20 protein-coding genes and 1 pseudogene are annotated in these 22,348 nt (G+C 66.3%); 17 read left to right on the plus strand and 4 right to left on the minus strand.

Annotation, left to right across the window (positions count from 1 at the left end; translation table 11 throughout):
- Positions 1-14 precede the first annotated feature (14 nt).
- The 7 genes from AU198_RS24820 to AU198_RS24850 all read left to right on the plus strand — a co-directional run bounded on the left by AU198_RS24820 (position 15) and on the right by AU198_RS24850 (position 5,640).
- Positions 15-404 (plus strand): VOC family protein, encoded by a 390-nt coding sequence (locus tag AU198_RS24820; protein WP_064351389.1) that lies wholly within the window; start codon positions 15-17, stop codon positions 402-404.
- A gap of 17 nt (positions 405-421) precedes the next feature.
- Positions 422-937, plus strand: a complete 516-nt coding sequence (locus AU198_RS24825; protein ID WP_064351256.1) for a mycothiol transferase — start codon at positions 422-424, stop codon at positions 935-937.
- The gene (locus AU198_RS24830; protein ID WP_082691193.1) at positions 934-1,494 is read left to right on the plus strand and encodes a phosphatase PAP2 family protein; all 561 of its coding nucleotides are present in this window, start codon (positions 934-936) and stop codon (positions 1,492-1,494) included. Before AU198_RS24825 ends, AU198_RS24830 begins: the two co-directional genes overlap by 4 nt.
- Before the next feature lie 25 nt (positions 1,495-1,519).
- On the plus strand, positions 1,520-2,113 hold the full coding sequence (locus AU198_RS24835; RefSeq protein WP_064351257.1) for a TetR family transcriptional regulator: 594 nt from the start codon (positions 1,520-1,522) through the stop codon (positions 2,111-2,113).
- A 53-nt stretch (positions 2,114-2,166) separates the two neighbouring features.
- Positions 2,167-3,684, plus strand: coding sequence for an aldehyde dehydrogenase family protein (locus AU198_RS24840; protein ID WP_064351258.1), 1,518 nt, complete (start codon positions 2,167-2,169; stop codon positions 3,682-3,684).
- Positions 3,685-3,776: 92 nt separating this feature from the next.
- A complete protein-coding gene (locus tag AU198_RS24845) occupies positions 3,777-4,622 on the plus strand; it encodes a hypothetical protein (protein WP_064351391.1) in 846 nt (281 codons plus the stop codon).
- Between the two features lie 28 nt (positions 4,623-4,650).
- Positions 4,651-5,640: a DUF2889 domain-containing protein gene (locus tag AU198_RS24850; RefSeq protein WP_064351259.1), complete on the plus strand. Its 990-nt coding sequence runs from the start codon at positions 4,651-4,653 to the stop codon at positions 5,638-5,640.
- On the opposite strand, the gene AU198_RS24855 is transcribed toward AU198_RS24850, so the two are convergent.
- Positions 5,620-6,534 (minus strand): crotonase/enoyl-CoA hydratase family protein, encoded by a 915-nt coding sequence (locus AU198_RS24855; protein WP_064351260.1) that lies wholly within the window; start codon positions 6,532-6,534, stop codon positions 5,620-5,622. The two genes, AU198_RS24850 and AU198_RS24855, sit on opposite strands and share 21 nt — an antisense overlap.
- A 77-nt stretch (positions 6,535-6,611) precedes the next feature.
- On the opposite strand from AU198_RS24855, the gene AU198_RS24860 reads away from it, so the two are divergent.
- The gene (locus AU198_RS24860) at positions 6,612-7,979 is read left to right on the plus strand and encodes a cytochrome P450 (protein WP_082691194.1); all 1,368 of its coding nucleotides are present in this window, start codon (positions 6,612-6,614) and stop codon (positions 7,977-7,979) included.
- Here the strand turns inward: AU198_RS24860 and AU198_RS26960 are convergent.
- Positions 7,956-8,345, minus strand: a pseudogene (locus tag AU198_RS26960) (sensor domain-containing protein); the annotation flags it as partial. The gene AU198_RS24860 and the pseudogene AU198_RS26960 overlap by 24 nt on opposite strands.
- A 108-nt stretch (positions 8,346-8,453) precedes the next feature.
- Between AU198_RS26960 and AU198_RS24865 the strand changes: the two are divergent.
- Positions 8,454-9,386, plus strand: coding sequence for an EfeM/EfeO family lipoprotein (locus AU198_RS24865; protein ID WP_064351261.1), 933 nt, complete (start codon positions 8,454-8,456; stop codon positions 9,384-9,386).
- The gene (locus tag AU198_RS24870) at positions 9,383-10,639 is read left to right on the plus strand and encodes a Dyp-type peroxidase (protein WP_064351262.1); all 1,257 of its coding nucleotides are present in this window, start codon (positions 9,383-9,385) and stop codon (positions 10,637-10,639) included. Before AU198_RS24865 ends, AU198_RS24870 begins: the two co-directional genes overlap by 4 nt.
- Here the strand turns inward: AU198_RS24870 and AU198_RS24875 are convergent.
- Positions 10,632-12,638: a prolyl oligopeptidase family serine peptidase gene (locus tag AU198_RS24875; protein ID WP_064351263.1), complete on the minus strand. Its 2,007-nt coding sequence runs from the start codon at positions 12,636-12,638 to the stop codon at positions 10,632-10,634. The two genes, AU198_RS24870 and AU198_RS24875, sit on opposite strands and share 8 nt — an antisense overlap.
- A 255-nt stretch (positions 12,639-12,893) precedes the next feature.
- Here AU198_RS24875 and adh point away from each other — a divergent pair, with 255 nt between their 5' ends.
- The 7 genes from adh to AU198_RS24910 all read left to right on the plus strand — a co-directional run bounded on the left by adh (position 12,894) and on the right by AU198_RS24910 (position 19,554).
- Positions 12,894-14,417, plus strand: a complete 1,524-nt coding sequence (gene adh, locus AU198_RS24880) for an aldehyde dehydrogenase (protein WP_064351264.1) — start codon at positions 12,894-12,896, stop codon at positions 14,415-14,417.
- A 44-nt stretch (positions 14,418-14,461) separates the two neighbouring features.
- Positions 14,462-14,998 carry a DUF779 domain-containing protein gene (locus AU198_RS24885; RefSeq protein WP_064351392.1) on the plus strand — a complete coding sequence of 179 codons (537 nt, stop codon included), beginning with the start codon at positions 14,462-14,464 and terminating at the stop codon, positions 14,996-14,998.
- Positions 14,999-15,034: 36 nt separating this feature from the next.
- Positions 15,035-15,313 carry a putative holin gene (locus AU198_RS24890; protein ID WP_064351265.1) on the plus strand — a complete coding sequence of 93 codons (279 nt, stop codon included), beginning with the start codon at positions 15,035-15,037 and terminating at the stop codon, positions 15,311-15,313.
- A 1-nt stretch (position 15,314) separates the two neighbouring features.
- On the plus strand, positions 15,315-15,791 hold the full coding sequence (locus tag AU198_RS24895; RefSeq protein WP_064351393.1) for a hypothetical protein: 477 nt from the start codon (positions 15,315-15,317) through the stop codon (positions 15,789-15,791).
- A gap of 324 nt (positions 15,792-16,115) precedes the next feature.
- Positions 16,116-17,510 (plus strand): dihydrolipoyl dehydrogenase, encoded by a 1,395-nt coding sequence (gene lpdA, locus AU198_RS24900; protein WP_064351266.1) that lies wholly within the window; start codon positions 16,116-16,118, stop codon positions 17,508-17,510.
- Between the two features lies 1 nt (position 17,511).
- A complete protein-coding gene (locus tag AU198_RS24905) occupies positions 17,512-17,802 on the plus strand; it encodes a hypothetical protein (protein ID WP_082691196.1) in 291 nt (96 codons plus the stop codon).
- A 60-nt stretch (positions 17,803-17,862) separates the two neighbouring features.
- A complete protein-coding gene (locus AU198_RS24910) occupies positions 17,863-19,554 on the plus strand; it encodes a hydroxysqualene dehydroxylase (RefSeq protein WP_064351267.1) in 1,692 nt (563 codons plus the stop codon).
- Here the strand turns inward: AU198_RS24910 and AU198_RS24915 are convergent, their stop codons facing one another.
- Positions 19,555-22,329 (minus strand): AAA family ATPase, encoded by a 2,775-nt coding sequence (locus AU198_RS24915; RefSeq protein ID WP_064351268.1) that lies wholly within the window; start codon positions 22,327-22,329, stop codon positions 19,555-19,557.
- Positions 22,330-22,348 lie beyond the last annotated feature (19 nt).

The raw sequence follows: 22,348 nt of genomic DNA on the forward strand, positions 1-22,348 counted from the left end.
TCTACGATGTGCCCGTGATCGATCACTTTGGAATCAACTGCGCGGACTTTCAGAGATCGAAGGCGTTCTACGACATGGTCCTGGGCGCGCTCGGTTACACCCGCCAACTCGACTACCAGGTCGCCATCGGTTACGGCCGCGACGGCAAACCCGACTTCTGGATCGCTGACATGCATGCCGGCGACGCGGCGGGTCCCAACCGCGAGGTGCACTTCGCGTTCCAGGCCGCCGACACCGATGCCGTGCAGGCGTTCTACGACGCCGCGATCCAGGCCGGCGCAGAGTCGCTGCACGCCCCGCGGCTGTGGCCGGAGTACCACCCCGGTTACTACGGCGCCTTCGTCCGTGATCCGGACGGCAACAACATCGAGGCCGTCTTTCACGGGGCGCGACCACCGGACTGACGTATACCGTCGAGGCCATGGCTGACTCAGACGTGGCTGTGGCCCGTGAGATTCTGCGCGACGCGTTCACACGGCTCAGCGAGCACGTGGAGAACCTCACCGACGGGCTGACCGACGAGACCGCGTTCTTCCGTCCAACGCCCACCGCCAACAGCATCGCGTGGCTGGTGTGGCACAGCGCCCGTCAACAGGACGTTCAGCTCGCCGACCTCGCGGGCACCGAGCAGGTCTGGTTGCGCGACGGGTGGGTCGACCGGTTCGGGCTCGAGCTGCCCCGCGAAGACATGGGTTACGGGCACAGCCCCGAGGAGGTGGGCCGCGTCCGCGCCCCTGCGGATCTGCTCGCGGGCTACGCGCACGCCGTGCACAAGGCGACGCTGGAGTACATCGCGTCGGTCACCTCCGAAGAACTGAGCCGCGTCGTCGACGAGAACTGGGACCCACCGGTGACGGCGAGCGTGCGATTGGTGAGCATCATCGACGACGGCGCCCAACACCTCGGCCAGGCGGCCTACATCCGCGGCATCACGTGACCCGGAGGTGGCCGGCGCTGGCGCTGGTGGCGATGCTGCTGCTCGGCTGGGTCGTCGGCAAATCCTCGACGCCGGTCGACGCGTGGTTCCAGGGTTTGGGCCACACGCCGCTGCGGCGCCTGGCCGTGATCGCCGATGCCCGCGTCCTGTTCGCTGTGGCTGTCGTGGTGCTGGTCGCGGCCTGCCTGCAACGCCGGTGGTGGCTGGCGTCGATGACGGTCGTCGCGCCGATGGTCGGAATCGCCGCCGTCCGGGTGCTCAAACCGATCTTCGGCCGGGAGAAGGGAGGCGGGCTCGCCTATCCGAGTGGACATCTCACCGCGACGACCATCGTGTGGGGGCTGGCCGTTCTGGTGGCCGGTGCGGCCTGGTGGGTCGTGGTGACCGCGGTTCTCGCTGTGGCGCTGGCGATGCTCGGAGTCGCCGTCACCTTCCACTACTTCACCGACGTGGTCGGCGGCGTTCTGCTCGGCTGGGCAGTCGTGTGGGCCGGAGCGATCATCGCCCGGCGCGACCACAGCGGGGCGCGCGATCCCTCGGCGGCCTCACCTGGCTAACTCGACGCGATGCAACAATTAGGTGATGGCGTTGTCTGATAAGCCTTTGGGCTTGCGCGAGCGAAAGAAGCTTCGAACCCGCGCGACGATCCGGCGTGAAGCGTTTCGGCTGATCCAGGAGCGGGGCTACCAGGCCACCACCGTCGAGCAGATCTCCGCTGCCGCCGACATCTCGCCGCGAACCTTCTCCCGCTACTTCCCGACCAAAGAAGCGGTGCTGATCTCCGACGATCACATCCCGCCGATCATCGACGCGTTCGTCGCCGCGCCCGCGGACATGTCGGTCATCGACGCCTACCGGCACGCCGTCGAGACCACGTTCAACTCGCTGACCGCCGAGCAGCGCGAAGAGGCGATCATCGGACAGCAGCTGATGTACACCGTGCCCGAGGTCGCCGGTCTGCTCTACGCCGAATATGTCCGGTTGATCGGCCTGATCGAAGAGGCGCTGACCAAACGTCGTGGCGCGCCGACCGACCCCCTCGAGCGGCGCGTGCTGGCCGGGGCGATCGTCGGCGTGCTGATCGGCGCATCTCACGGCACCCCGCTACCCGGTGACCCGATCTCGGACAGCCTGCAGGCGCTCGACCGGATCATGAACAGACGCTCGCAAACTTGACACCTGTCAACCCCCGTGCGATCTAGATCACACACGGCGGTTAGCATGGGGTCATGACTGCGACGTCCGACGTTGAGCTGCCCGACACCAGCACCATCCGCAATCCCGCGACCGGCGCTGTCGCGGGCACCGTGCGATGGACCGACCCCGCCGACGTGCCGCGCATCGCGGCCGGCCTGCGCGAGGCGCAGCGCCAGTGGGAGGCCCGCGGCGCCAAGGGCCGGGCCAAGGTGCTGGCCCGCTACGCCGTCTGGCTCGGCGATCACCGCGAGGAGATCGAGTCGCTGCTGATCAAGGAGACCGGCAAGTCGGCCGTCGACGCGGCGCAGGAAGTGCCGCTGCTGATCATGATCGCGTCGTACTACATCAAGACCATGGACAAGGCGTTGGCGCCCGAGAAACGTCCCGCGCCGCTTCCGTTCCTATCGATCAAGAAGATCGAGGTGCACTACCGCCCCCGCCCCGTCGTGGGGATCATCGCGCCGTGGAACTATCCGGTGGCCAACGCGCTGATGGACGCCATCGGTGCGCTGGCGGCAGGCTGCGCGGTCCTGCTCAAACCGTCGGAGCGCACGCCGCTGACGGCCGAGCTGCTGCTGCGCGGCTGGCTGGACTCGGGCGCGCCAGAGGTGCTGGCGTTGGCGCAAGGCGCCCGCGAGGTGTCCGAGGCCGTCATCGACAACGCCGACTTCATCCAGTTCACCGGCTCCAGCGCCACGGGTGCGAAGGTCATGGAGCGCGCCGCTCGTCGGCTCACCCCGGTCAGCCTCGAACTCGGCGGCAAGGACCCGATGATCGTGCTCGAGGACGCCGACATCGATTTGGCCGCGCATGCCGCCGTGTGGGGTGCGTTCTTCAACGCCGGGCAGACGTGTGTGTCGGTGGAGCGGGTGTACGTGCTCGAATCCGTCTACGACGAGTTCGTCGCCGCGGTGGTGCGCGACGTCGAGAAGCTCAAGATGGGTGCAGGCGAAGGCTTCGACTTCGGTTCGATGATCGACGAGTCGCAGGTCGCCGTCGCCGCTCGGCACGTCGACGATGCGCTGGCCAAGGGAGCACGCGCGTTGACCGGCGGTAAGCGGCCCGAAGGCGAAGGCAGCTTCTATCCGCCCACGGTGCTCGTCGACGTCGACCATTCGATGCTCTGCATGACAGAGGAGACGTTCGGGCCGACGCTGCCGATCATGAAGGTCGCCAGTGTGGACGAGGCCATCCGCCTGGCCAACGACAGCCCGTACGGGTTGAGCGCCGCGGTGTTCTCCAAGGACATCGAGCGGGCCAACGACGTCGCGGTCGAACTCGATTGCGGTGCCGTCAACATCAACGACGTCATCTCGAACCTGATGTGCACGACGGCGCCGATGGGCGGATGGAAGACCTCGGGTCTGGGCGCCCGGTTCGGCGGGGCGGAGGGCCTACGCAAGTATTGCCGCCAGGAGGTCGTGGTCGCACCGCGTACGAACGTCGGTGCGGGGGGCAACTACTACAACAATTCGCCCAAGGCGCTGAAGCGGATGAACACGTTGATGACGAAGCTGGCGCTGATCACCCCGAAGCGCGCCGCCAAGTAGCCACCGTCGCGCCATCGCGTCGAGGCTACGGTTTCTGAGGCGATTACTCGCGGTTCGTGTCAGAAACCGCAGTTTCGGGTAGGAGGATGCGCGTGCGCGTGGTGGTGACGGTCTTCTTGTGGCTCGTCACGACGGCGTTGCTGGCCGTCGCCGTCCCGACCATGTGGGCACAGCGCAATGTCGTCGACGAGGGCGGATACGCCGCGCTGGCGGAGTCGGCCGCCAAAGACCCGCAACTGCAGAAGGCGATGGCGCGGATCCTGGCCACCGAAGTCTCGTCGTATATGGGTGACAACGGCTACGACGTCGACAGCGGCATCATCGGCGGGATCGCCTCGGCCTACACCGCCAATCCGACGTTCCCCGAACAATTCGCCCTGGCCAACACCGTCGGTCACCGCTGGATGTTCACCGAGGCGGCCCAGCAGGTCGAGGGCACCGACGAGTGGATTCTCGACCTCGGCCCGATGCTCGCCGACGAGTCGTTCCGAAAGACGCTGGGCAACGTCGGCGTCGCCACCCCTGAGTCTCTGCCGGTCCCCGTCACGATCTCGGAGGACTGGCGACCCGGTCAGCTGAAGTGGGCGTCGACGTGGGGCCCGTGGGTCAGCGTCGGCGCGACGATCCTCACCGGGGTGTTCGCACTGTTGACGCTCGCGGCCGACCGTAGTCGGGGCAGAGCCCTTGCCGCCCTGGGTGTTTCGGCGCTCCTGGTGGGTGCCGCCGGGTGGGCGGGCCTGGAGGTGGCGCGTCGCTCTGTCAACGACGCGCTGAACCGATTGTCCGGGGACATCCGAGTGGTAGCCGACGTGATGGTGGCCCACGCCGAGGACAGCCTGCACCACTGGCTGAACCTGACATTGGCCGCAGGTGGAGTGCTGGTGGTGTTCGGCGTGCTCGTGGCGATGCTCGGCGGGTTGCGGCGACGCGACGCTTAGCCCACCTCGGCATTGCTACCGTCGAGCCATGCCGTTCGTCACCGACATCGTGGGCCCGCAGCGCCCCGTCACGACGTGGCCACCGTTGGAGGCGGGCGCCCTGCGGCGGACCAGCACCATTGACACCCATCCCGATGGCGCCGCTGATTCCGACGTCGACCTGAGGGCTCGTGACGTCGTCCGGCGCGGTGGGCTGGACGTGCTCGACGAGATCGCTGTGCGCGCCCACCTGGCCGACCGCACCATCGCGAAGATCGCGGCCGTTCCCGGCGACGACCGGCTCGACCACCTCATCGGTGAGCGGGTCGGTCCCGGCTTTCGGTCCACGGTCGGTGAACTGCTGGGGGAGGAGGTCCGGCGATCGAGCCTGCTGCACCTGCTGCTCGACGACTGGGTCGGTGCGGCGCTGGTCTCGGGTTATGCGCTGCAGCACGCGGCGATCGTCGCCGGTGCCGAGGAGAAGTTGCCGCCCGGCACCGCCGATCGCATGGCCGGTATCTGTGCAGGTTTCGCGCCCGAGGCATCGCTCGTGGGCTACGCGCGACGCCTCGGCACCATCCCCTCGGTGCACGGGCCGCAGGCCCCGCCGATCGACATCGATGGCATGCACGCCGCCGAACCCCTTCGCGCACACGGCATGCGGCGGTTGCGTCGACTCGACCTGCTGGCGCCCGAGCAGGGCTCGGCCCGCTTTGACGCCCACTTCCGCGACTCCCATGTCGACGGTGACGGGATCGAGACGATCGTGCACGAATACACGATCACCGGTGCTGTCGATGAGGCGACGAGAACCATCACCGCGATCAGCGCGAACGTCCGCGTGCTGCCGTGGCAGGAATGCCCGGGCGCGATCGGGAGCGCGCAACGGGCGCAGGGGATGCGGCTGGTCGAGGTTCGCGACCGGGTCCGGGCGGAGTTCGTCGGCACCAGCACATGCACCCATCTCAACGACACGCTGCGCGCGATCGGCGACCTCGAGGCGCTGTTCGAGCTGCGCTCAGGGCTCGATGACGTGTGACGGGTCGGGTCGCTTCTCCGGCGGTGCCTGGCTGTAATCGCCCCATGGGCCGTCGCGGTGCTCGACAGCGGATCGAACACCCTGTGCCGCAGCGGTTTCGATGAATGCCAGCGCATCGGGCGTATTGCGCATCAACCCATCGAGGATGCCGCCGAGTGTCTGGGTTGAGGCCAGTCCCATGTTCTCGTACGCCTGGTTGACGATCAGCTTCTGCGCTTGAAGTTGCGACAGCGGAATCGCGGCCAGCTTCAGCGCGATCTCCTTGACGCGGGCCTCGAGGTTCTCGAACGGCACCGACTCGTTGATGAGTTCGACTGCGGCGGCCTCCTTTCCGGTCAGCGGCTCACCGGTCAACGAGTGCCACTTCACCTTCGCCAGGCTCAGCCGGTACAGCCACATGCCGGTGAGGTAGGCGCCCCACATGCGGGCATACGGGGTGCCGATGACCGCGTCGTCGCTGGCGATCACGATGTCGGCGCACAGCGCGTAGTCGCTCGCACCGCCCACACACCAGCCGTGCACCTGCGCAATCACCGGCTTGGACGCCCGCCAGATCGCCATGAACTTTTGCGTGGGACCGGTTTCGCGGCCACTGACCATGGCGAAGTCCTTACCCGGATCCCAGCGGCCGCCGGTGTTCATCGCTTCGCCCCAGTGCGTGAAGCCGCCGCCGAAGTCGTAGCCGCCGGAGAACGCGCGCCCAGCACCGCGCAGCACGATCACCTTGACGGCGGGATCCCGCTCGGCAACACCGATGGCCTTCTCGATCTCGTCCGGCATCGGCGGGACGATGGTGTTGAGGTGGTCGGGTCGGTTGAGGGTGATGGTGGCGACGGGTGGTTCGGCGGAATACAGCAAGGTGTCGAACTGCGGCCCGGATTCTGGCGGCGTCATGGCCCAAGTTTGGCAGAGTAGGCGCCGGGTAAACGAGGGCAGTGACGAAACGAGTGACCGGCGCTCGTGCTGCCACGATGCTGCTCGACCTCGGTGCGGCATCCATCGCGGCCGGGGTCATTTCCCGGCGCCGACCGGTCATCCGGGCCCTGGAAGCCGCGCAGGCCGACTCTCGTGCGGTGCAGCGCATACAACGGTTGCGACGCGAATTCGGGCGTGGGCCCGTGGAATTGGTACTTCCGCGTCGGCGCATCGTGGTGATCCTTGACCCGGAGGATGTGGGAAGGGTGCTCGCCGAAGCGCCCACACCGTTTCACCCCGCGAACGCCGAGAAGCGTAAGGCGCTGCAGTGGTTTCAGCCGCATGGCGTGCTGATCTCGCAGGGACCGATCCGCCAGCAGCGCCGTGAATTCAATGACGCCGCGCTCGACAGCGGAGCCGAAGTGCACCGTCTCGCGGAGGCGTTCACGCGCGTCGTCGCCGAGGAAGCGCGCGAGCTGGTCGCAGACGCCCCCGCCCGCGTAAACCTGGATTCAGAGCGGTTCATGACGACGTGGTGGCGCATCGTGCGCCGACTGGTGCTCGGCGACCGCGCGCGAGACGACGAGCTGATCACCGACGCGCTGATGCGATTGCGGAAGGCGGGCAACTGGTCGTTCCTGTCGCTGCAGCACTATCGCGCACGCGCGAAATTCCTTGAGGGACTGTATCGCTACGTCGAAGACCCTGAGCCGGGAAGCCTCGCAGCCGTCGTCGCCCAGACACCGTCGAGTGGAGCGGTGGATCCGGTCGGTCAGATGCCGCAGTGGATCTTCGCGTTCGACGCCGCAGGTATGGCCGCGGTGAGGGCGATGGCGCTGTTGGCCACGCATCCGAGCGAGCGGGCGCTCGCGGTCGAGGACGCAGCAGAACCCGACCGGGTTGCGGTGCGGCCCTATCTTCGCGCCTGCGTACTCGAGTCGGTGCGGTTGTGGCCGACCACGCCGACGATCCTGCGTGACACAACCGAAGACACCCGGTGGGCTGACGGGTCGACCATTGCAAAAGGTGCGGGACTGATGATCGTCACGCCGGCCTTCCACCGCGACGACGAACTGCTGCCGTTCGCGCATTCGTTCTCACCGCAGATCTGGCTCGACGGGACGGTGCAGAACTATCCACAGCTGGTGCCGTTCTCGGCGGGGCCGGCGGAGTGCCCAGGCCGCAATCTCGTTCTGCTGGTGACGAGCGCGCTGCTGGCGCAGGTGCTCTCTGCATTGGAGATCGACCTGACGTCGGAACCGAACCCCGTGCCCGAGCGACCGCTGCCAATGACGTTGAACCAGTTGACGTTGGAGTTCGGGGTCAAGCGGGCGAGTCATGCAATCGCCGGCGAAACCGAGCGTGCGCTCGATGGTGCTCGTCGTGTTGTTCCAGGAATTGGACACCACGACGACGCTCGATAGGCCACTATCTGTGGCGGCCACCCGGCTGATGTCGTATCTGAAAGTGCCGGTACCGTCGTCCTTGAGAATCGTTCCCTCGCATTGCTGCCAGACGTTGACAAACGAGTCGAACAGAGCACGAGCTTCTTGTTCCGACGAGAGGGCTACAACACCGAGGGTGGCGTCAGGCTGCGTCGCCCATGCAACGGCGCTCACTGGCTCGGTCCCGTACGTTCTCTTCTCAACCGGAGCGCTGACCCCGGCGCACTGTTCTTCCGGTATCTCGGTCCCGACAAAGGTGTCACGCAAGTCGGTGACACTCCCAACCAGCGGCGTTATCTCGTGGACCTTTTCGGGCCCACCGACCGCAGGTTTGTCGCGCCGCACGGGACGAGGCCCCTCGCCAGGAACCTGGAACCGCCCCCGATTTAGGCTTGCCTCGCCTCTGACCAGCCAGAAGTGCTATGTTCAGCCTCTCCTAACTTCGAGGTGCTAATGAACCGGTATCTTGCGTGGGCAACCCCCATCGCCGTCGTCGGCCTGATCTTGTCCGGATGCTCGAACGAGAGCTCGTCTTCCGGCAGTGATACGACATCTGCCGCTGAAACCGCGGCCGAGACCACCAGCGCCGCTCCCGCGGTCGATCCCGCGATCCTCGACAAAGCCGCGGCCGACTACAAGGCCTACGCACAGAGCAACATCGACGAACTTCAGCGCGTGGTCAAGGTCTTCACCGATGCCGTGCGCGCAGGAGACCTCAAGGCAGCCCAGGACGCGTACGCGCCGTCCCGCCTCCCGTGGGAACGCATCGAGCCCATCGCCGGCCTCGTCGAGGAGATCGACGGCAAGATAGACGCCCGCGTGGACGACTTCGCGGGTGTCGACGACCCGAAGTTCACCGGATGGCACCGCCTCGAGTACCTGCTGTTCGAGAAGAACACCGCCGAAGGCGGGGCACCGTTCGCCGACCAACTCGACAAGGACGTCGCCGACCTGAAGGCGCAGTTCCCCGCGGTCGAGGTAAAGCCGATCGATGTGTCCAACGGTGCGGCGGAGCTGATCGAAGAGGTGTCCGAAGGCAAGATCACCGGCGAGGAGGACCGCTACTCCAAGACCGATCTGTGGGACTTCGACGCCAACATTCAGGGCTCGCGCGACGCCGTCAACACGTTGAGTGCTGCTCTGGTACAAGCCGATCCGGCGCTGCTGGGTAAGATCGAAGCGGGACTCAACTCGGTGTTCGACACGATGCGTCCGCTGCGTCGCGGTGACGGCTGGGTGTTGTTCTGCACCGAGAACGACCCCTACCCGTCGCCGCGTTGCCCCGAGGTCACCGTGACACCCGACGTCATCGACAAGCTCAAGGCCGAACTCGCCGGGCTGTCGGAGAACCTGTCGCAGGTGTCGGGAGTGCTGAAACTGAAGTGACGGAAGGCCGCTCGGGTCTGTCGCGCCGGGGCTTCATCACCGGCGCGCTGGGCACGGGTGCCGCGGTGGGTGCCGGTGCGGCCCTCGCCGGGTGCTCGAAACAGGACGACGCTCCGCCGGCTGCGCCCGCGGGTGCGCTGGTCCCGTTCGAGGGAACCCACCAGACCGGCATCACCGCACTGCCCATCCCCGAACAGGGTCTGATCGCCTCGTTCAACGTGCTGTCGAAGGATCGCGACGGCCTCAAGCGCACCCTCCGGGAACTCACCGAAGAGATCCGAGCGCTGATGGCGGGCAGACCCCCGGAAGTGCGCGACCCGGAGTACCCGCCCGTCGACTCCGGCATCCTCGGCGAGCAGCCTCCCGCCGACAACCTGTCGGTCGTGGTCGGGGTGGGCGCGTCGCTGTTCGACGACCGGTTCGGGCTGGCGGATCGCAAGCCCAGGGAACTGGTCACGATGCCGTTTCTGGCCAATGACCGGCTGGATCCCAAACTGTCGCACGGTGATCTGTCGATCGTCATCGAGGCGGGGCACAGCGACACCGTCATCTTCGCGCTGCGCCAGCTGATGCGACGCACGCGCAGCGATCTGGTGATGCGGTGGATGATCGACGGCTATGCCCGGGGCATCGGCGCCGGGCGGGCGTCGGAGGCGGCGACGCCGCGAAACTTGTTGGGCTTCAAGGATGGGACGTCAAACCTCGACGTCGACGACGGCACCGTCATGGACCGTCACGTCTGGGTCGGCCCGCAGGACGGCGAACCGGAGTGGGCAGTCGGCGGCTCGTATCAGGCGATCCGCATCATCCGCATGTTCGTCGAGTTCTGGGACCGCACTCAGCTCGTCGAGCAGGAGGCGCTGATCGGGCGCAGCAAGGTCAGCGGCGCACCACTCGGACTCAGCGGCGAGTTCACCGATCCCGACTATCCAGAAGATCCGGATGGCAAGCGAATTCCGCTCACCGCCCATATCCGGTTGGCGAACCCCCGAACGCCGGAGACGGAGGAGAACCTGATCCTGCGAAGGGGATTCAACTACTCGCGGGGCTTCGACGGCGCGGGCCGACTGGACCAGGGCCTGGCCTTCATCGCCTACCAGCGCAGCCTGGAAAAGGGCTTTTTGACCGTCCAGCGCCGCCTCGCCGGCGAACCGCTAGAGGAGTACATCCTTCCGGTGGGCGGAGGCTTCTTCTTCATCCTGCCGGGAGTCACCGGACCCGACCGGTTCCTCGGCGATCAGCTGGTCAGCTGAGCACCGACCACAGGAACTCGTAGATCAACGCCGAACGGAACGCGGTCTGGGCGTTGTCGGCCGCGCCCGCGTGACCGCCCTCGATGTTCTCGTAGTAGTAGACCGGATGGCCCACATCCTCCAGGGCCGCCGTCATCTTTCGGGCGTGTCCGGGATGTACACGGTCGTCGCGAGTCGACGTGGTGATGAGAACGGGCGGGTACCCGCGGTCTGCCGAAATATTCTGATAGGGCGAGTATTTCGAGATGAACTCCCAATCGTCGGGATCATCGGGATCGCCGTACTCAGCCATCCAGGAGGCGCCTGCGAGCAGAAGATGGAACCGTCGCATGTCGAGTAGCGGCACACTGCACACCAATGCGCCGAACAGGTCCGGGTACCGCGTCAGCATCACGCCCATCAACAGGCCGCCATTGCTTCCGCCCTGCGCACCGAGTTGCTCGACGGTGGTGATCCCGCGCGCGACCAGATCGCGTGCGACAGCGGCGAAGTCCTCGTAGACGAGGTGCCGGTTCTCACGCATCGCCTGCGTGTGCCACGTCGGCCCGTACTCGCCTCCACCGCGGATGTTCGCCAACACGTACGTGCCACCACGGCTCAACCACAGTCGGCCCAACACACCGGCGTAGCTTGGCGTGTTGGCCACCTCGAAGCCGCCGTATCCGCCCAACAGTGTGGGGCCCGGTGCTTGGTTGTAGCGGTGGCCCACAACGAAATAGGGGATCATGGTGCCGTCGTCGGAGGCGACGAAGAACTGCTCCACCTGCAGGTCGGCCGCGTCGAAGAACGACGGTGCGCGCTTGACCTCCGCGACGGCGCCACCGGCCACGCCCCACAACAGCCGCGACGGGGTGTCGAAACCGCTGGAATCGACGAAGATCTCGTCGCCGTATTCGTCGGCGTCGACCAGCACCGTGTTGGTGTTGGGCGGTATCCCCGGAATCTCGGCTCGCTGCCAGGCTCCGGGCGTCACCACCTCGACGTGGCTGACCACATCGACGAGGGTGACGAGGATCAGGCGGTCACGCGTCCACGCGTAGTCCTCGAGGCTGCAGTGCTCGTCGGGCTCGAATACCACCTGCAGATTCCTTGCGCCATCAAGGTATTCGAGGTATTTCGCGGCAAGCAGGGAGCCGGCGCGATACGTCGTCGACCCCACCGTCCAGTCTGTGCGCGGCCGGACCAACAGCCACTCGCGGTGCACGGAGATCCCGGCGTCGGTGGGCACGTCGATGGGCATCAGCGTTTCACCGCGCAACTCGTAACGCTCGCGGTTGAAGAAGTCGAACGATCGCGTGATCAGCAACCGCTCGAACCCCGGCGTCGCGTCGTAGCCGCAACCCACGCTGACGTCGGCGACCTCCCCCTCGAACAGGGTCTGCGCATCGGCGAGCGGTTGGCCGCGCCGCCAGCGTTTCACGATGCGGGGATAACCGGAGTCGGTCAACGAGCCCGGTCCGAAGTCGGTGCCCACCAGCACGGTATCGCGGTCCTGCCAGGTGACGCTCGACTTGGCCTCGGGAAGCACAAAGCCGTCTGTGACGAACTGCCGTGTGTCCATGTCGAATTCGCGAACGACGGTGGCATCGGCGCCACCGCGGGACAGTTCGACGAGCGCGAGGGAGAAGTCGGGCTCGAGCACGTCGGCTCCGGCCCACACCCAGTTCTCGTCGTCTTCGTCGGCGAGCGCGTCGACATCGATCAGGACGTCCCACTCCGGCTGCTCGCTGTGGTAGCTGTCCAGCGTCGTGCGCCGCCACAGGCCTCGCGGGTGGTCCGCGTCGCGCCAGAAGTTGTACAGATGCTCACCCCGCCTGCGGACATAGGGGATGCGCGCGTCGGTGTCGAGTACCTCCAGCGCCTCGCGTCGCATCTGCTCGAAGCGCTCACCGCCGAAGCGCGCGATCGTCGGCTCGTTGTGCTTGCGCACCCAGTTCAGCGCGTCGTCACCGGTGATGTCCTCGAGCCACAGATAGGGGTCCTCATCCACGCGACCCATTGTCGCGGTCCGGTGCCCGACCGATTCAGCCGGTGTTCCCGTGCCGGGTGTGACGGCCGTGTGGATCCCGACGTGACGCCGATCCCCGCGACAATGTGGAGGTCGCGAGGCCCGGCACGGGCATGCTGGCGCACCGATGTGATCGCGAGCACAATCGGCCATGATGCGAAAGACCGACGGCGCTGGACCCGTCGCCGTCCCCGACGGCGCCCGGCTGTCACGAGTCTCGCCAGATGTCTCAATGAGGAGGACACGATGACCGTTTACGCCCGCCCGGGTGCCGCCGATGCCCTGATGTCGTTCGAGTCGCGCTATGGCAATTTCATCGGGGGAGAATGGGTGCCGCCGGCCTCCGGTGAGTACTTCGAGAACCCGACGCCGGTGACGGGCCAATCGTTCTGCGAGGTGCCCCGATCCAACGAAACCGATATCGAGGCGGCGCTGGACGCGGCCCACGGCGCGGCCACCGCATGGGGCAAAACAGCCGCTTCAGAGCGCGCCGTCATCCTCAACAAGATCGCCGACCGCATCGAGGCCAACCTCGAGTCCCTGGCACTCGCGGAGTCGTGGGACAACGGCAAACCCATCCGCGAGACACTGAACGCCGACCTGCCGCTGGCCGTCGACCACTTTCGCTACTTCGCCGGAGCGATCCGGGCGCAGGAGGGTTCGCTGAGCCAGATCGACGACGACACCGTCGCCTACCACTTCCACGAACCGCTCGGCGTGGTCGGGCAGATCATCCCGTGGAACTTCCCGATCCTGATGGCGACGTGGAAGCTGGCGCCCGCGTTGGCCGCCGGCAACGCCGTCGTGCTCAAACCGGCCGAGCAGACGCCGGCTTCGATCCTGTATCTGATGAGCTTGATCGGCGACCTGCTGCCCGCGGGTGTGCTCAACGTCGTCAACGGGTTCGGGTTCGAGGCGGGCAAGCCGCTGGCGTCGAGCAACCGCATCGCCAAGATCGCGTTCACCGGAGAGACCACCACCGGCAGACTGATCATGCAGTATGCCTCGCAGAACCTGATCCCCGTCACGCTCGAGCTCGGCGGCAAGAGCCCCAACATCTTCTTCTCCGACGTGATGGCGGCCGCTGACGACTACCAGGACAAGGCGCTCGAAGGGTTCACGATGTTCGCCCTCAATCAGGGCGAGGTGTGCACATGTCCCTCGCGCAGCCTGATCCAGGCCGACATCTACGACGAGTTCCTGGAGTTGGCCGCGATCCGCACCAAGGCCGTGCGGCAGGGCGATCCGCTGGATACCGAGACCATGATCGGATCGCAGGCCTCCAACGACCAGCTCGAGAAGGTGTTGTCCTACATCGCGATCGGAAAAGACGAAGGCGCCCGCGTCGTCACCGGTGGCGAGCGCGCCGAACTCGGCGGCGACCTGTCCGGCGGTTACTACGTCCAGCCGACGATCTTCGAGGGCAACAACAAGATGCGGATCTTCCAGGAGGAGATCTTCGGGCCCGTCGTGGCGGTGACCTCGTTCACCGATTACGACGACGCGATCTCCATCGCCAACGACACCCTGTACGGGCTGGGTGCCGGCGTGTGGAGTCGCGACGGCAACACCGCCTACCGCGCCGGTCGTGACATCAAGGCCGGCCGGGTGTGGACGAACTGCTACCACGCCTATCCGGCGCACGCGGCGTTCGGCGGTTACAAGCAGTCCGGCATCGGCCGCGAGAACCACAGGATGATGCTCGACCACTACCAGCAGACGAAGAACCTGCTGGTGTCCTACAGCAACAAGGCGCAGGGCTTCTTCTGATCATGCCCCCGCGCGAACGTGGGTTACCCGCACATCAAACTGAAATTTCACGTGCGGGTAACCCACGTTCGGCGCATTCGGCGCCACAGGAGTCGGCGCGACAGCCGCCGCGGGCGTTGATCACCACGGCCGCCGCCGAGTTGTTGGCCAAGTTGCAGGACAAGCACGGCGCGCTGATGTTCCACCAGTCCGGCGGATGCTGCGACGGGTCGTCGCCGATGTGCTATCCCGACGGCGAGTTCATCGTGGGTGACCGCGACGTGCTGCTCGCAATCCTCGACGTCGGCGGCGGGGTGCCGGTGTGGATCTCCGGCTCGCAGTTCGAGGCGTGGAAGCACACCCAACTCGTGATCGACGTCGTCGAAGGCCGCGGCGCTGGCTTCAGCGTCGAAGCGCCGGAAGGAGTGCGCTTCCTGAGCCGAGGCCGGGCGTTCACCGAGGCAGAGACGCAGGCACTGGCCGCCACGCCGCCTGTGACCGGGGCGGAATTTGCGCGGGGTATTCGACCGCCGCCGTCTGTATCGCACATCGCCGGTGACCCAATCGATGCCTGTCCGATACCTGACGCGCCGGGCGGGTGAGCGGGTCGAAGGCGCTGTCCGCGTAGCCTTTCAGGCGTGATACCGCTTCCCCGTGCATGGGTGCTGACCAGCGCGTTGCTGGTCGGTACGGCAGTGGGGCTGATCCTGGGGGTCGCCGCCACGCTGGTGGTCGACGCCCCCATCCGCCCTGACGTCGTCGTCGCGCTCGTCGTCGGCGTACCCGCCGCGCTCGGCATGCTGGCGATCCTGGTGTCGGGTCGGCGGTGGGTGACGACTGCCGGCGCCTTCCTGCTCGGCGTCGCGCCCGGCTGGTTCGGCGTGCTGGTCGCGATCCAGGCGGTGCACGGTGCCTGAGATGACGGAAACGCTGCCCGGCGATCCGACGGAGCCCTACACCCCGACGTTCACCACGGGGGAGTTCCAGGCGGTGGTGGGAACGACTGCCGTGGCCGAACACCCGTCCCAGCCAGTACCGGTCCCGGCGCAGCCCGTGGTGGTTCCCGGCAGTTACCAGTACCTCAAGCGCTGGATGTTCGTGCTCATCGTCGCGGGCGTCTGGCTGATCGCGGCGTTGCCAGGCTGGGGTCTCTACCACTGGTGGTACCACTCGATGGACAAGACGGCGCCGGTCTTCGTTGCGTTGGTCTTCGTGGTCACGTCGACGGTGGCGGGCCTGCTCCTTGCGATGGTTCCGGACCGGCCACTGGTGTCCGCGCTTGCGATCGCGGTGATGTCCGCGCCGTTCGGAGCGGTCGCGGGTGCGGCGGTACTGCACGGTCTGTACTTCTGCGAGTGGGCCGCTCGGTGTTTCGCAGGGGTGATCCCTTACTGAGGTGTGGGAACGCATGCCGTCCAAGAGGATTCCGACGTACCGACGCCACAGATCGGTGTTCACATGTCCGGCGAACTCGCCGACCATACCGGCGACCGTAGGTGGCCCTCGTTCTGCGCTCGCTCAACGACCTGCGCGGCCACCGGGTGAAGACTTCTGTGCCGCCCAAGGTCGCCGCCGTCGGTGGCCACCCTGCTCGGCCGATGGTTCTGGGGGCCGCTGCAGGTGCGTCGACGTCCGCGCTCGGCGCCGTGGCCCCGGCCGATCCAACGCGATCCCGCAGGACATGGCAGACCGTTCGCCGATGCCCATTAGTGTGGGGGCGTGACCCACTATGACGTCGTCGTTCTCGGAGCAGGTCCCGGCGGGTACGTCGCGGCCATCCGTGCCGCGCAGCTCGGACTGAACACCGCCATCGTCGAACCCAAGTATTGGGGCGGCGTCTGCCTCAACGTCGGGTGCATCCCGTCCAAGGCGCTGCTGCGCAACGCGGAGCTCGCGCACATCTTCACCAAGGAAGCCAAACAGTTCGGCATCAACGGGGATGCGACGTTCGACTACGGCGCCGCCTTCGACCGCAGCCGCAAGATCGCCGACGGCCGTGTCGCCGGCGTGCACTACTTGATGAAGAAGAACAAGATCACCGAGATTCACGGCTACGGCAAGTTCAAAGACGATCACACGCTCGAGGTCGACCTGAACGAAGGCGGCACCGAGACGGTCGAGTTCGACAACATCATCATCGCCACCGGCAGCAGCACGCGTCTGGTTCCCGGCACGTCGCTGTCCGAAAACGTGGTCACCTACGAAGAACTCATCATGACGCGCGAACTGCCTTCCTCGATCGTCATCGCCGGCGCCGGTGCCATCGGCATGGAGTTCGGCTACGTGATGAAGAACTACGGCGTCGACGTCACGATCGTCGAGTTCCTGCCCCGCGCGCTGCCCAACGAGGACGCCGAGGTTTCCAAGGAGATCGAGAAGCAGTTCAAGAAACTGGGCGTCAAGGTGTTGACCGGAACCAAGGTCGAGTCGATCAAGGACAGCGGCGACGACGTCACCGTGTCCGTCAGCAAGGACGGCAAGTCCGAGGACATAAAAGCCGAAAAGGTGCTTCAAGCAATCGGTTTCGCGCCCAATCTCGAGGGCTACGGGCTGGACAACACGGGCGTCGGAATCACCGAGCGCAAAGCGATCGACATCGACGACTACATGCGCACCAGCGTTCCGCACATCTACGCGATCGGCGACGTGACCGGCAAGTTGCAGTTGGCGCACGTGGCCGAGGCGCAGGGCGTCATCGCCGCCGAAACCATCGCCGGCGCAGAGACTCTGCCGCTCGGGGATTACCGGATGCTGCCGCGTGCGACGTTCTGTCAGCCGCAGGTCGCCAGCTTCGGGCTCACCGAGGAGCAGGCCCGCGAAGAGGGCTACGACGTCAAGGTCGCCAAGTTCCCGTTCACCGCCAACGCCAAGGCGCACGGTGCGGGCGATCCCAGCGGCTTCGTCAAGCTGATCGCCGACGGCAAGTACGGCGAGTTGATCGGCGGCCACCTGATCGGCCACGACGTCTCTGAACTGCTGCCCGAGCTGACGCTGGCCCAGAAGTGGGACCTCACCGCAACCGAACTCGCGCGCAACGTGCACACGCACCCGACCATGTCCGAAGCCCTCCAGGAGTGCTTCCACGGACTGCTCGGCCACATGATCAACTTCTGACGTGGCTCAGAGAGCCACCACGGCGAGGGCCATCTGGGTCGCGGCGATCGGCGGACTGGTGGTCGGCCACGTCCTGTGGCTGGCCGGCATTTCCCTTGCCACCGCGACTTCCGACGTCAGCACGTGGGTGCTCGTGGTGGCCGCGGTGTCGTTCGTCGCCGGCGGGGTGGCCGCCTGGCTGGGTAGGCGTTACTACCAGCGCAAGGGAGAGGTCTGGGCGGCTTTTTTGTGGGCGCTGCCCGTCTCACCGGTGCTGCTCTCGCTGATCGTGCTCGGTATCACGTACCTGTAGAAGTGCGGGCGATACGCCAATGTGCTCGGATCGCCATGTGGGTCCCCTTATCGTCGACCGATGAAAACTGTTGCGGTTCTGGGTGGCGGTGTCGGCGGGTTGAGTGCAGCCCACGAGCTGGCCGAGCGAGGCTTCAAGGTCACCGTGTACGAGATGCACGACGCGTTCGGGGGTAAGGCGCGCTCGATGGACAAGCCGTGTTCCGGCAAAGACGACCGACCGAACCTGCCTGGCGAGCACGGGTTCCGGTTCTTCCCCAATTTCTACACGCACATCCTCGACACGATGAAACGCATCGAATACGACGGTAAGACCGTCGCCGATAATCTCGTTCCGACTACCCAAATGCTGCTGGCGCAAGGGCAAAAGGGCAAAGAGCTGCCCGCCCCGATGGTTCCGCCGTCGTCTGTCGACGATCTGATCGCCGCGCTGACGTTCATGCGCGAGTTCGTGTTCGGTCTGGGCATTCCAATGCATGAATTCCGGGACTACGCGATGGGCCTGCTGACGCTGCTGGTGTCCTGCGATGCGCGCCGCAAGGGTCAGTGGGAACGGATGAGCTGGTGGGACTTCATGGTTCGCGGGCGTGACCGCACAGAGGCCTTCGAGAAGTTTCTCGCCGACGGGATGACGCGTTGTTTGGTTGCCGCGCGGGGACGCGAGATGTCAGCACTCACCGGCGGAATGATCACCTTGCGGCTGATGCTCGACAACACGGACGTGCCGACAGACCGGGTCCTCAACGGCCCGACGAGCGAGGTGTGGATCGACCCGTGGGTCGAGTACCTGAGGAGCAAGAACGTCGACTTGCTCGGCGGTCACACCGTCGGCGGCATCCACTGCGACGGACGCAAGATCACCGGCGTCACCGTCGTCGGTCCGCGCGGCGACCAACGGGTCACCGCCGACTACTACATCGCGGCGATGCCGAAGGAGAAGCTGGAACTGCTGATATCCCCGCAGATGTGCACCGCCGACCCGGACCTCGCCAAGGTGAGCAAACTGCAAACCCGGTGGATGAACGGCGCCATGTTCTATCTCGACACGGACAAGCCGTTGATCAACGGTCACATCGTCTTCATCGACTCGGAGTGGTCGCTCACGGCGATTTCGCAGAAGCAGTTCTGGAAGGTGGACCTGACTGAGCGCGGGGACGGACGGGTGGAGGGAATTCTGTCGGTCGACATCTCGGATTGGCGGACGCCCGGCAAGAACGGCAAGGTCGCCAGCGCCTGTACGGCCGCCGAGATTCGCGCCGAGGTCTGGAAACAGATGGAAGACCACATCGAAGACGGCTCGCTGGACGAGCGGAATGTGGTCGATTTCTTCCTCGATCCGGCGATCTCTTTTCCCGGCCCGGCGGGCGCGATGAACGCCGAACCGTTGCTCATCAACACCCCGGGATCATGGGAGGACCGGCCGAAAGCCAAGACAAGGATCCCGAACTTCTTCCTCGCCGCCGACTTCGTCCAGACCGACACCGATCTGGCGACCATGGAAGCTGCCAACGAAGCGGCGCGTCTCGCTGTCAACGCCATCCTCAAGGCGGAGCGATCAAAGGCGGACCCCTGCTGGCTCCGGACGTTCCCCGAGCCACGTGTGCTTGCGCCGTTCCGCTTGATGGACCGGGTGCTGTGGCGGCTCGGTCGTAAGCCTCCGAAGCCGCCGGTGCAGGTGACGCCGAGGGGGGAAGTGAAGCCGACCGGTCGGATCGCGCGGACGGTCGCGGCGGGTGCGCGGCTCGGGCGCTAGTCAGTCGTCGCCGGCTTCATCGGCCGGCGCGGACCGCATCCGTCGGCTCAGCATGGCGCGCGAGCGGACGTCCAGCTTGCGGTAAACCCGGGTCAGAACGCTCTCGACCGTCTTCACACTGACGTAGACCGCCGCGGCGATCTCGCGGTTGCTCATACCGTCGGCGGCCAATTCCGCCACCCGCTGTTCGGTCGGTGTCAGCTCGCCGTCCTGGCCCGTGCGCGTGATGACCCGAGCTTGCTCAGCACGAATCCGTGCCGCCCACAGCGGATTACCCAGCTGCTCGACGATCCGAAGAGCCCGCTCGAGCGCGGCGGCCGCAGTCTGCTTCTGGCGCATCCGGCGATACAGTTGTCCGAGCAACAGCTGCGTACGGGCGTGTTCGAGCGGCATCGGTAGCTCGCTGTGCTTCTCGGCGGCCGCGGCCACGACTCGCACCGCGGCCTCGACGTCGCCGGTTGCGGCCAGCCACATTCCGCGGCACCGCGCGGCGACGAGCAACGTCCACGCGCGGTCGAATTCGCGGCCGCTGCGCTCGAGGCGGTCGATCAACGTCTCGGCGTCCTCCAGGCGACCGCCGGCCACCATCGCCTCGATGGCGTCGGGGAGGTACTCCATCCGGCAGATCTCCGTGTTGGGTACCGCGTCGGCGACCGCCAGCAGCGGTGCGAGAACCTGCAACGCCTCGGCGTGTCTGCCGGTCGACACCTCGAGCCGGCCGAGCCCGGTCAGGGCCAACTCCGCCCACCACGACGACGATCCGCTGCGCGAGGCGATTTCCACCGCCGTAACCAGATCCGCGCGGGCCTCGGTCTCCTCACCGGAATGCACGGCCGCCCAGCCGCGCATCGTCAGCCCGATCCCGCGCATCGCCGCGCCGCCGATCTCTTCGACCCGCTGAAAAGTGTCCTCCGCGAACCGGCGTGCCTCGGGGTAGCGTCCGAGCCAGGTATGGACGAACACGCTGTTGTAGCTCACGAACAGCATCTCGATCTCTCCGCCGCGCCGCACCAGACGACTATTGAGTGCATCCAGCGCGGCTGCTGACTCCTCCAACCGGCCGGTCCACGCCAGCAACAGCGCCTCAATGGCGCTGGCGCGGAAGGCAATCGGGATGTCCCCGTCGCGGTCCTCGAGTTTGAGCGCGCGTGCCATCGCCGTCGGATCGTAGCCGAGACCGCAGTGGAAACCGACGTAGGCCGACAAGGCCAACGCCTGGCTGATGAGGACGGGCTGGACCGCGGCTTCCGCCTCGGCCAGCGCGCGCTGGGCGTGTTCGCGCGCCGGCTCGTAGACACCCTGGTTGATCTGGGCGAAGGCCAGCATCATCAACACCTCGACCAGGATGGCCGGGTCGCCCGACGCTTCCTCTACGACCTCGGAAAGCGTTTCGGCCGACTGCGAATATCCTTCGGTGTGCATCTGTATCGCCGCGTAGCCGAACACCATCAATGCGCGTAGGGGGGATGGCGACATCTGGTCTATCCCCGGCTTGAGCACCTCCTGTGCCCGGGCCGCGTCGCCGGAACGCAAATGGTGCTCTGCTGAGGTGAATCGCCGTATCGGGGTGTCGCCCCCGAGGCGGATGGCGAGATCGACCAATTCAGCGGCCGCTGCCGGGGCCCCGCGCCCCCTGAGCACTGCAGCAGCGGCGTCGAGCGCCTCCAGCGTGGCTGGATCGCTACTCGTCGCGGCGAGTGCCAAATGCCGAGCCTGCGCTTCCGGCTCGCGCACGAGCTGCGACCACGCTCGATGCCAATGGCGGCGACGAGCGGGCGGGGCATTGATGTAGACGCCGCGGGCCAGGACGGGATGGGTGAAGGTCACCAGATTGCCGTCGATCCTGACGATGTCTGCGCTCTCGAGTTCCTCCAACAGCGTGACGACCTGCTCAACGGTTCCGCCGGTCACGTCCACCAGCATGTCGACCGTCGGTTTCGGAACACATGCGGCCGCCAGCACGACATCGAGAACGCTGCCGTCGAGACGCGCGATCCGCATCCGCACAAGGTCCGCCAGAGTGTGAGGCAGGACGTCGCGACCAGCGTCGCGGTCGGCGTCGATCGCGCGGGCCAGTTCGAGCGCGTAGAGCGGATTGCCGCCGGAGACCTCGGCGATGCGCACCATCGCCGGATGTGGAAAGGAGCGACCGAGCCTGTGCTGGATAAGGTCATGCAGCTCAGGCAGATTCAACGGCGAAACCCGCGCTCGCATCACCTCGTCGGCGGTGCTCAGTTGCAGCCACGACAGCGCAGGCACCGCATCGCGTTCTTCGCGTTCGGCGAACAGGATGCCGACGCGGCACTTGAGCCGGCGCACCGCGAACGTGATCACCGCCCGGCTCGAGGAGTCGAGCCACTGGACGTCGTCAATCGCGACAAGCGTCGGAGAGAGGGCCGCCAGGGCTTCGACGACAGACATGAACGCCGCGGCGATCACCTGTTGAGTTGTCTCCGGACCCTCGCTACTCACGCGCATCAACACCCAGTCGAGCGCTCGCTGCTGGATATCCGGGATACCGGTCAGGATCGTCGGGTCCACGTCGGCGACCAGGTCTGCCACCGTCGCGTAGGCGAGCACCGCTTCCTGCTGGCTCGCGCGGGCGGTCAAGACGCGAAATCCGCGCTCGTGGGCCCGGTCGACAGCGGATAACCACGACGTCGTCTTCCCGATTCCGGCCTCACCCTGGATGAGCAGAGCTGACGGGCGTGACGTCGCAGCGGCCAGGAAATCCTCGACCACGTGGTCGGGCAGCGAACGGCGTGGCACCGACATTTTCCGAGTATCGCCCGAT

The organism is Mycobacterium sp. GA-1199 (genome assembly GCF_001500045.1).
Taxonomy (GTDB): domain Bacteria; phylum Actinomycetota; class Actinomycetes; order Mycobacteriales; family Mycobacteriaceae; genus Mycobacterium.

Coding starts and splice junctions, on each gene's coding strand:
- AU198_RS24850 (WP_064351259.1), top strand. CDS start 4,651: ATGCCGTTCGTCACCGACATCGTGGGCCCGCAGCGCCCCGTCACGACG.
- AU198_RS24865 (WP_064351261.1), top strand. CDS start 8,454: ATGAACCGGTATCTTGCGTGGGCAACCCCCATCGCCGTCGTCGGCCTG.
- AU198_RS24860 (WP_082691194.1), top strand. CDS start 6,612: ATGCTGCTCGACCTCGGTGCGGCATCCATCGCGGCCGGGGTCATTTCC.
- adh (WP_064351264.1), top strand. CDS start 12,894: ATGACCGTTTACGCCCGCCCGGGTGCCGCCGATGCCCTGATGTCGTTC.
- AU198_RS24825 (WP_064351256.1), top strand. CDS start 422: ATGGCTGACTCAGACGTGGCTGTGGCCCGTGAGATTCTGCGCGACGCG.
- AU198_RS24910 (WP_064351267.1), top strand. CDS start 17,863: ATGAAAACTGTTGCGGTTCTGGGTGGCGGTGTCGGCGGGTTGAGTGCA.
- AU198_RS24835 (WP_064351257.1), top strand. CDS start 1,520: ATGGCGTTGTCTGATAAGCCTTTGGGCTTGCGCGAGCGAAAGAAGCTT.
- AU198_RS24855 (WP_064351260.1), bottom strand. CDS start 6,534: ATGACGCCGCCAGAATCCGGGCCGCAGTTCGACACCTTGCTGTATTCC.
- AU198_RS24875 (WP_064351263.1), bottom strand. CDS start 12,638: ATGGGTCGCGTGGATGAGGACCCCTATCTGTGGCTCGAGGACATCACC.
- AU198_RS24895 (WP_064351393.1), top strand. CDS start 15,315: ATGACGGAAACGCTGCCCGGCGATCCGACGGAGCCCTACACCCCGACG.
- AU198_RS24840 (WP_064351258.1), top strand. CDS start 2,167: ATGACTGCGACGTCCGACGTTGAGCTGCCCGACACCAGCACCATCCGC.
- AU198_RS24915 (WP_064351268.1), bottom strand. CDS start 22,329: ATGTCGGTGCCACGCCGTTCGCTGCCCGACCACGTGGTCGAGGATTTC.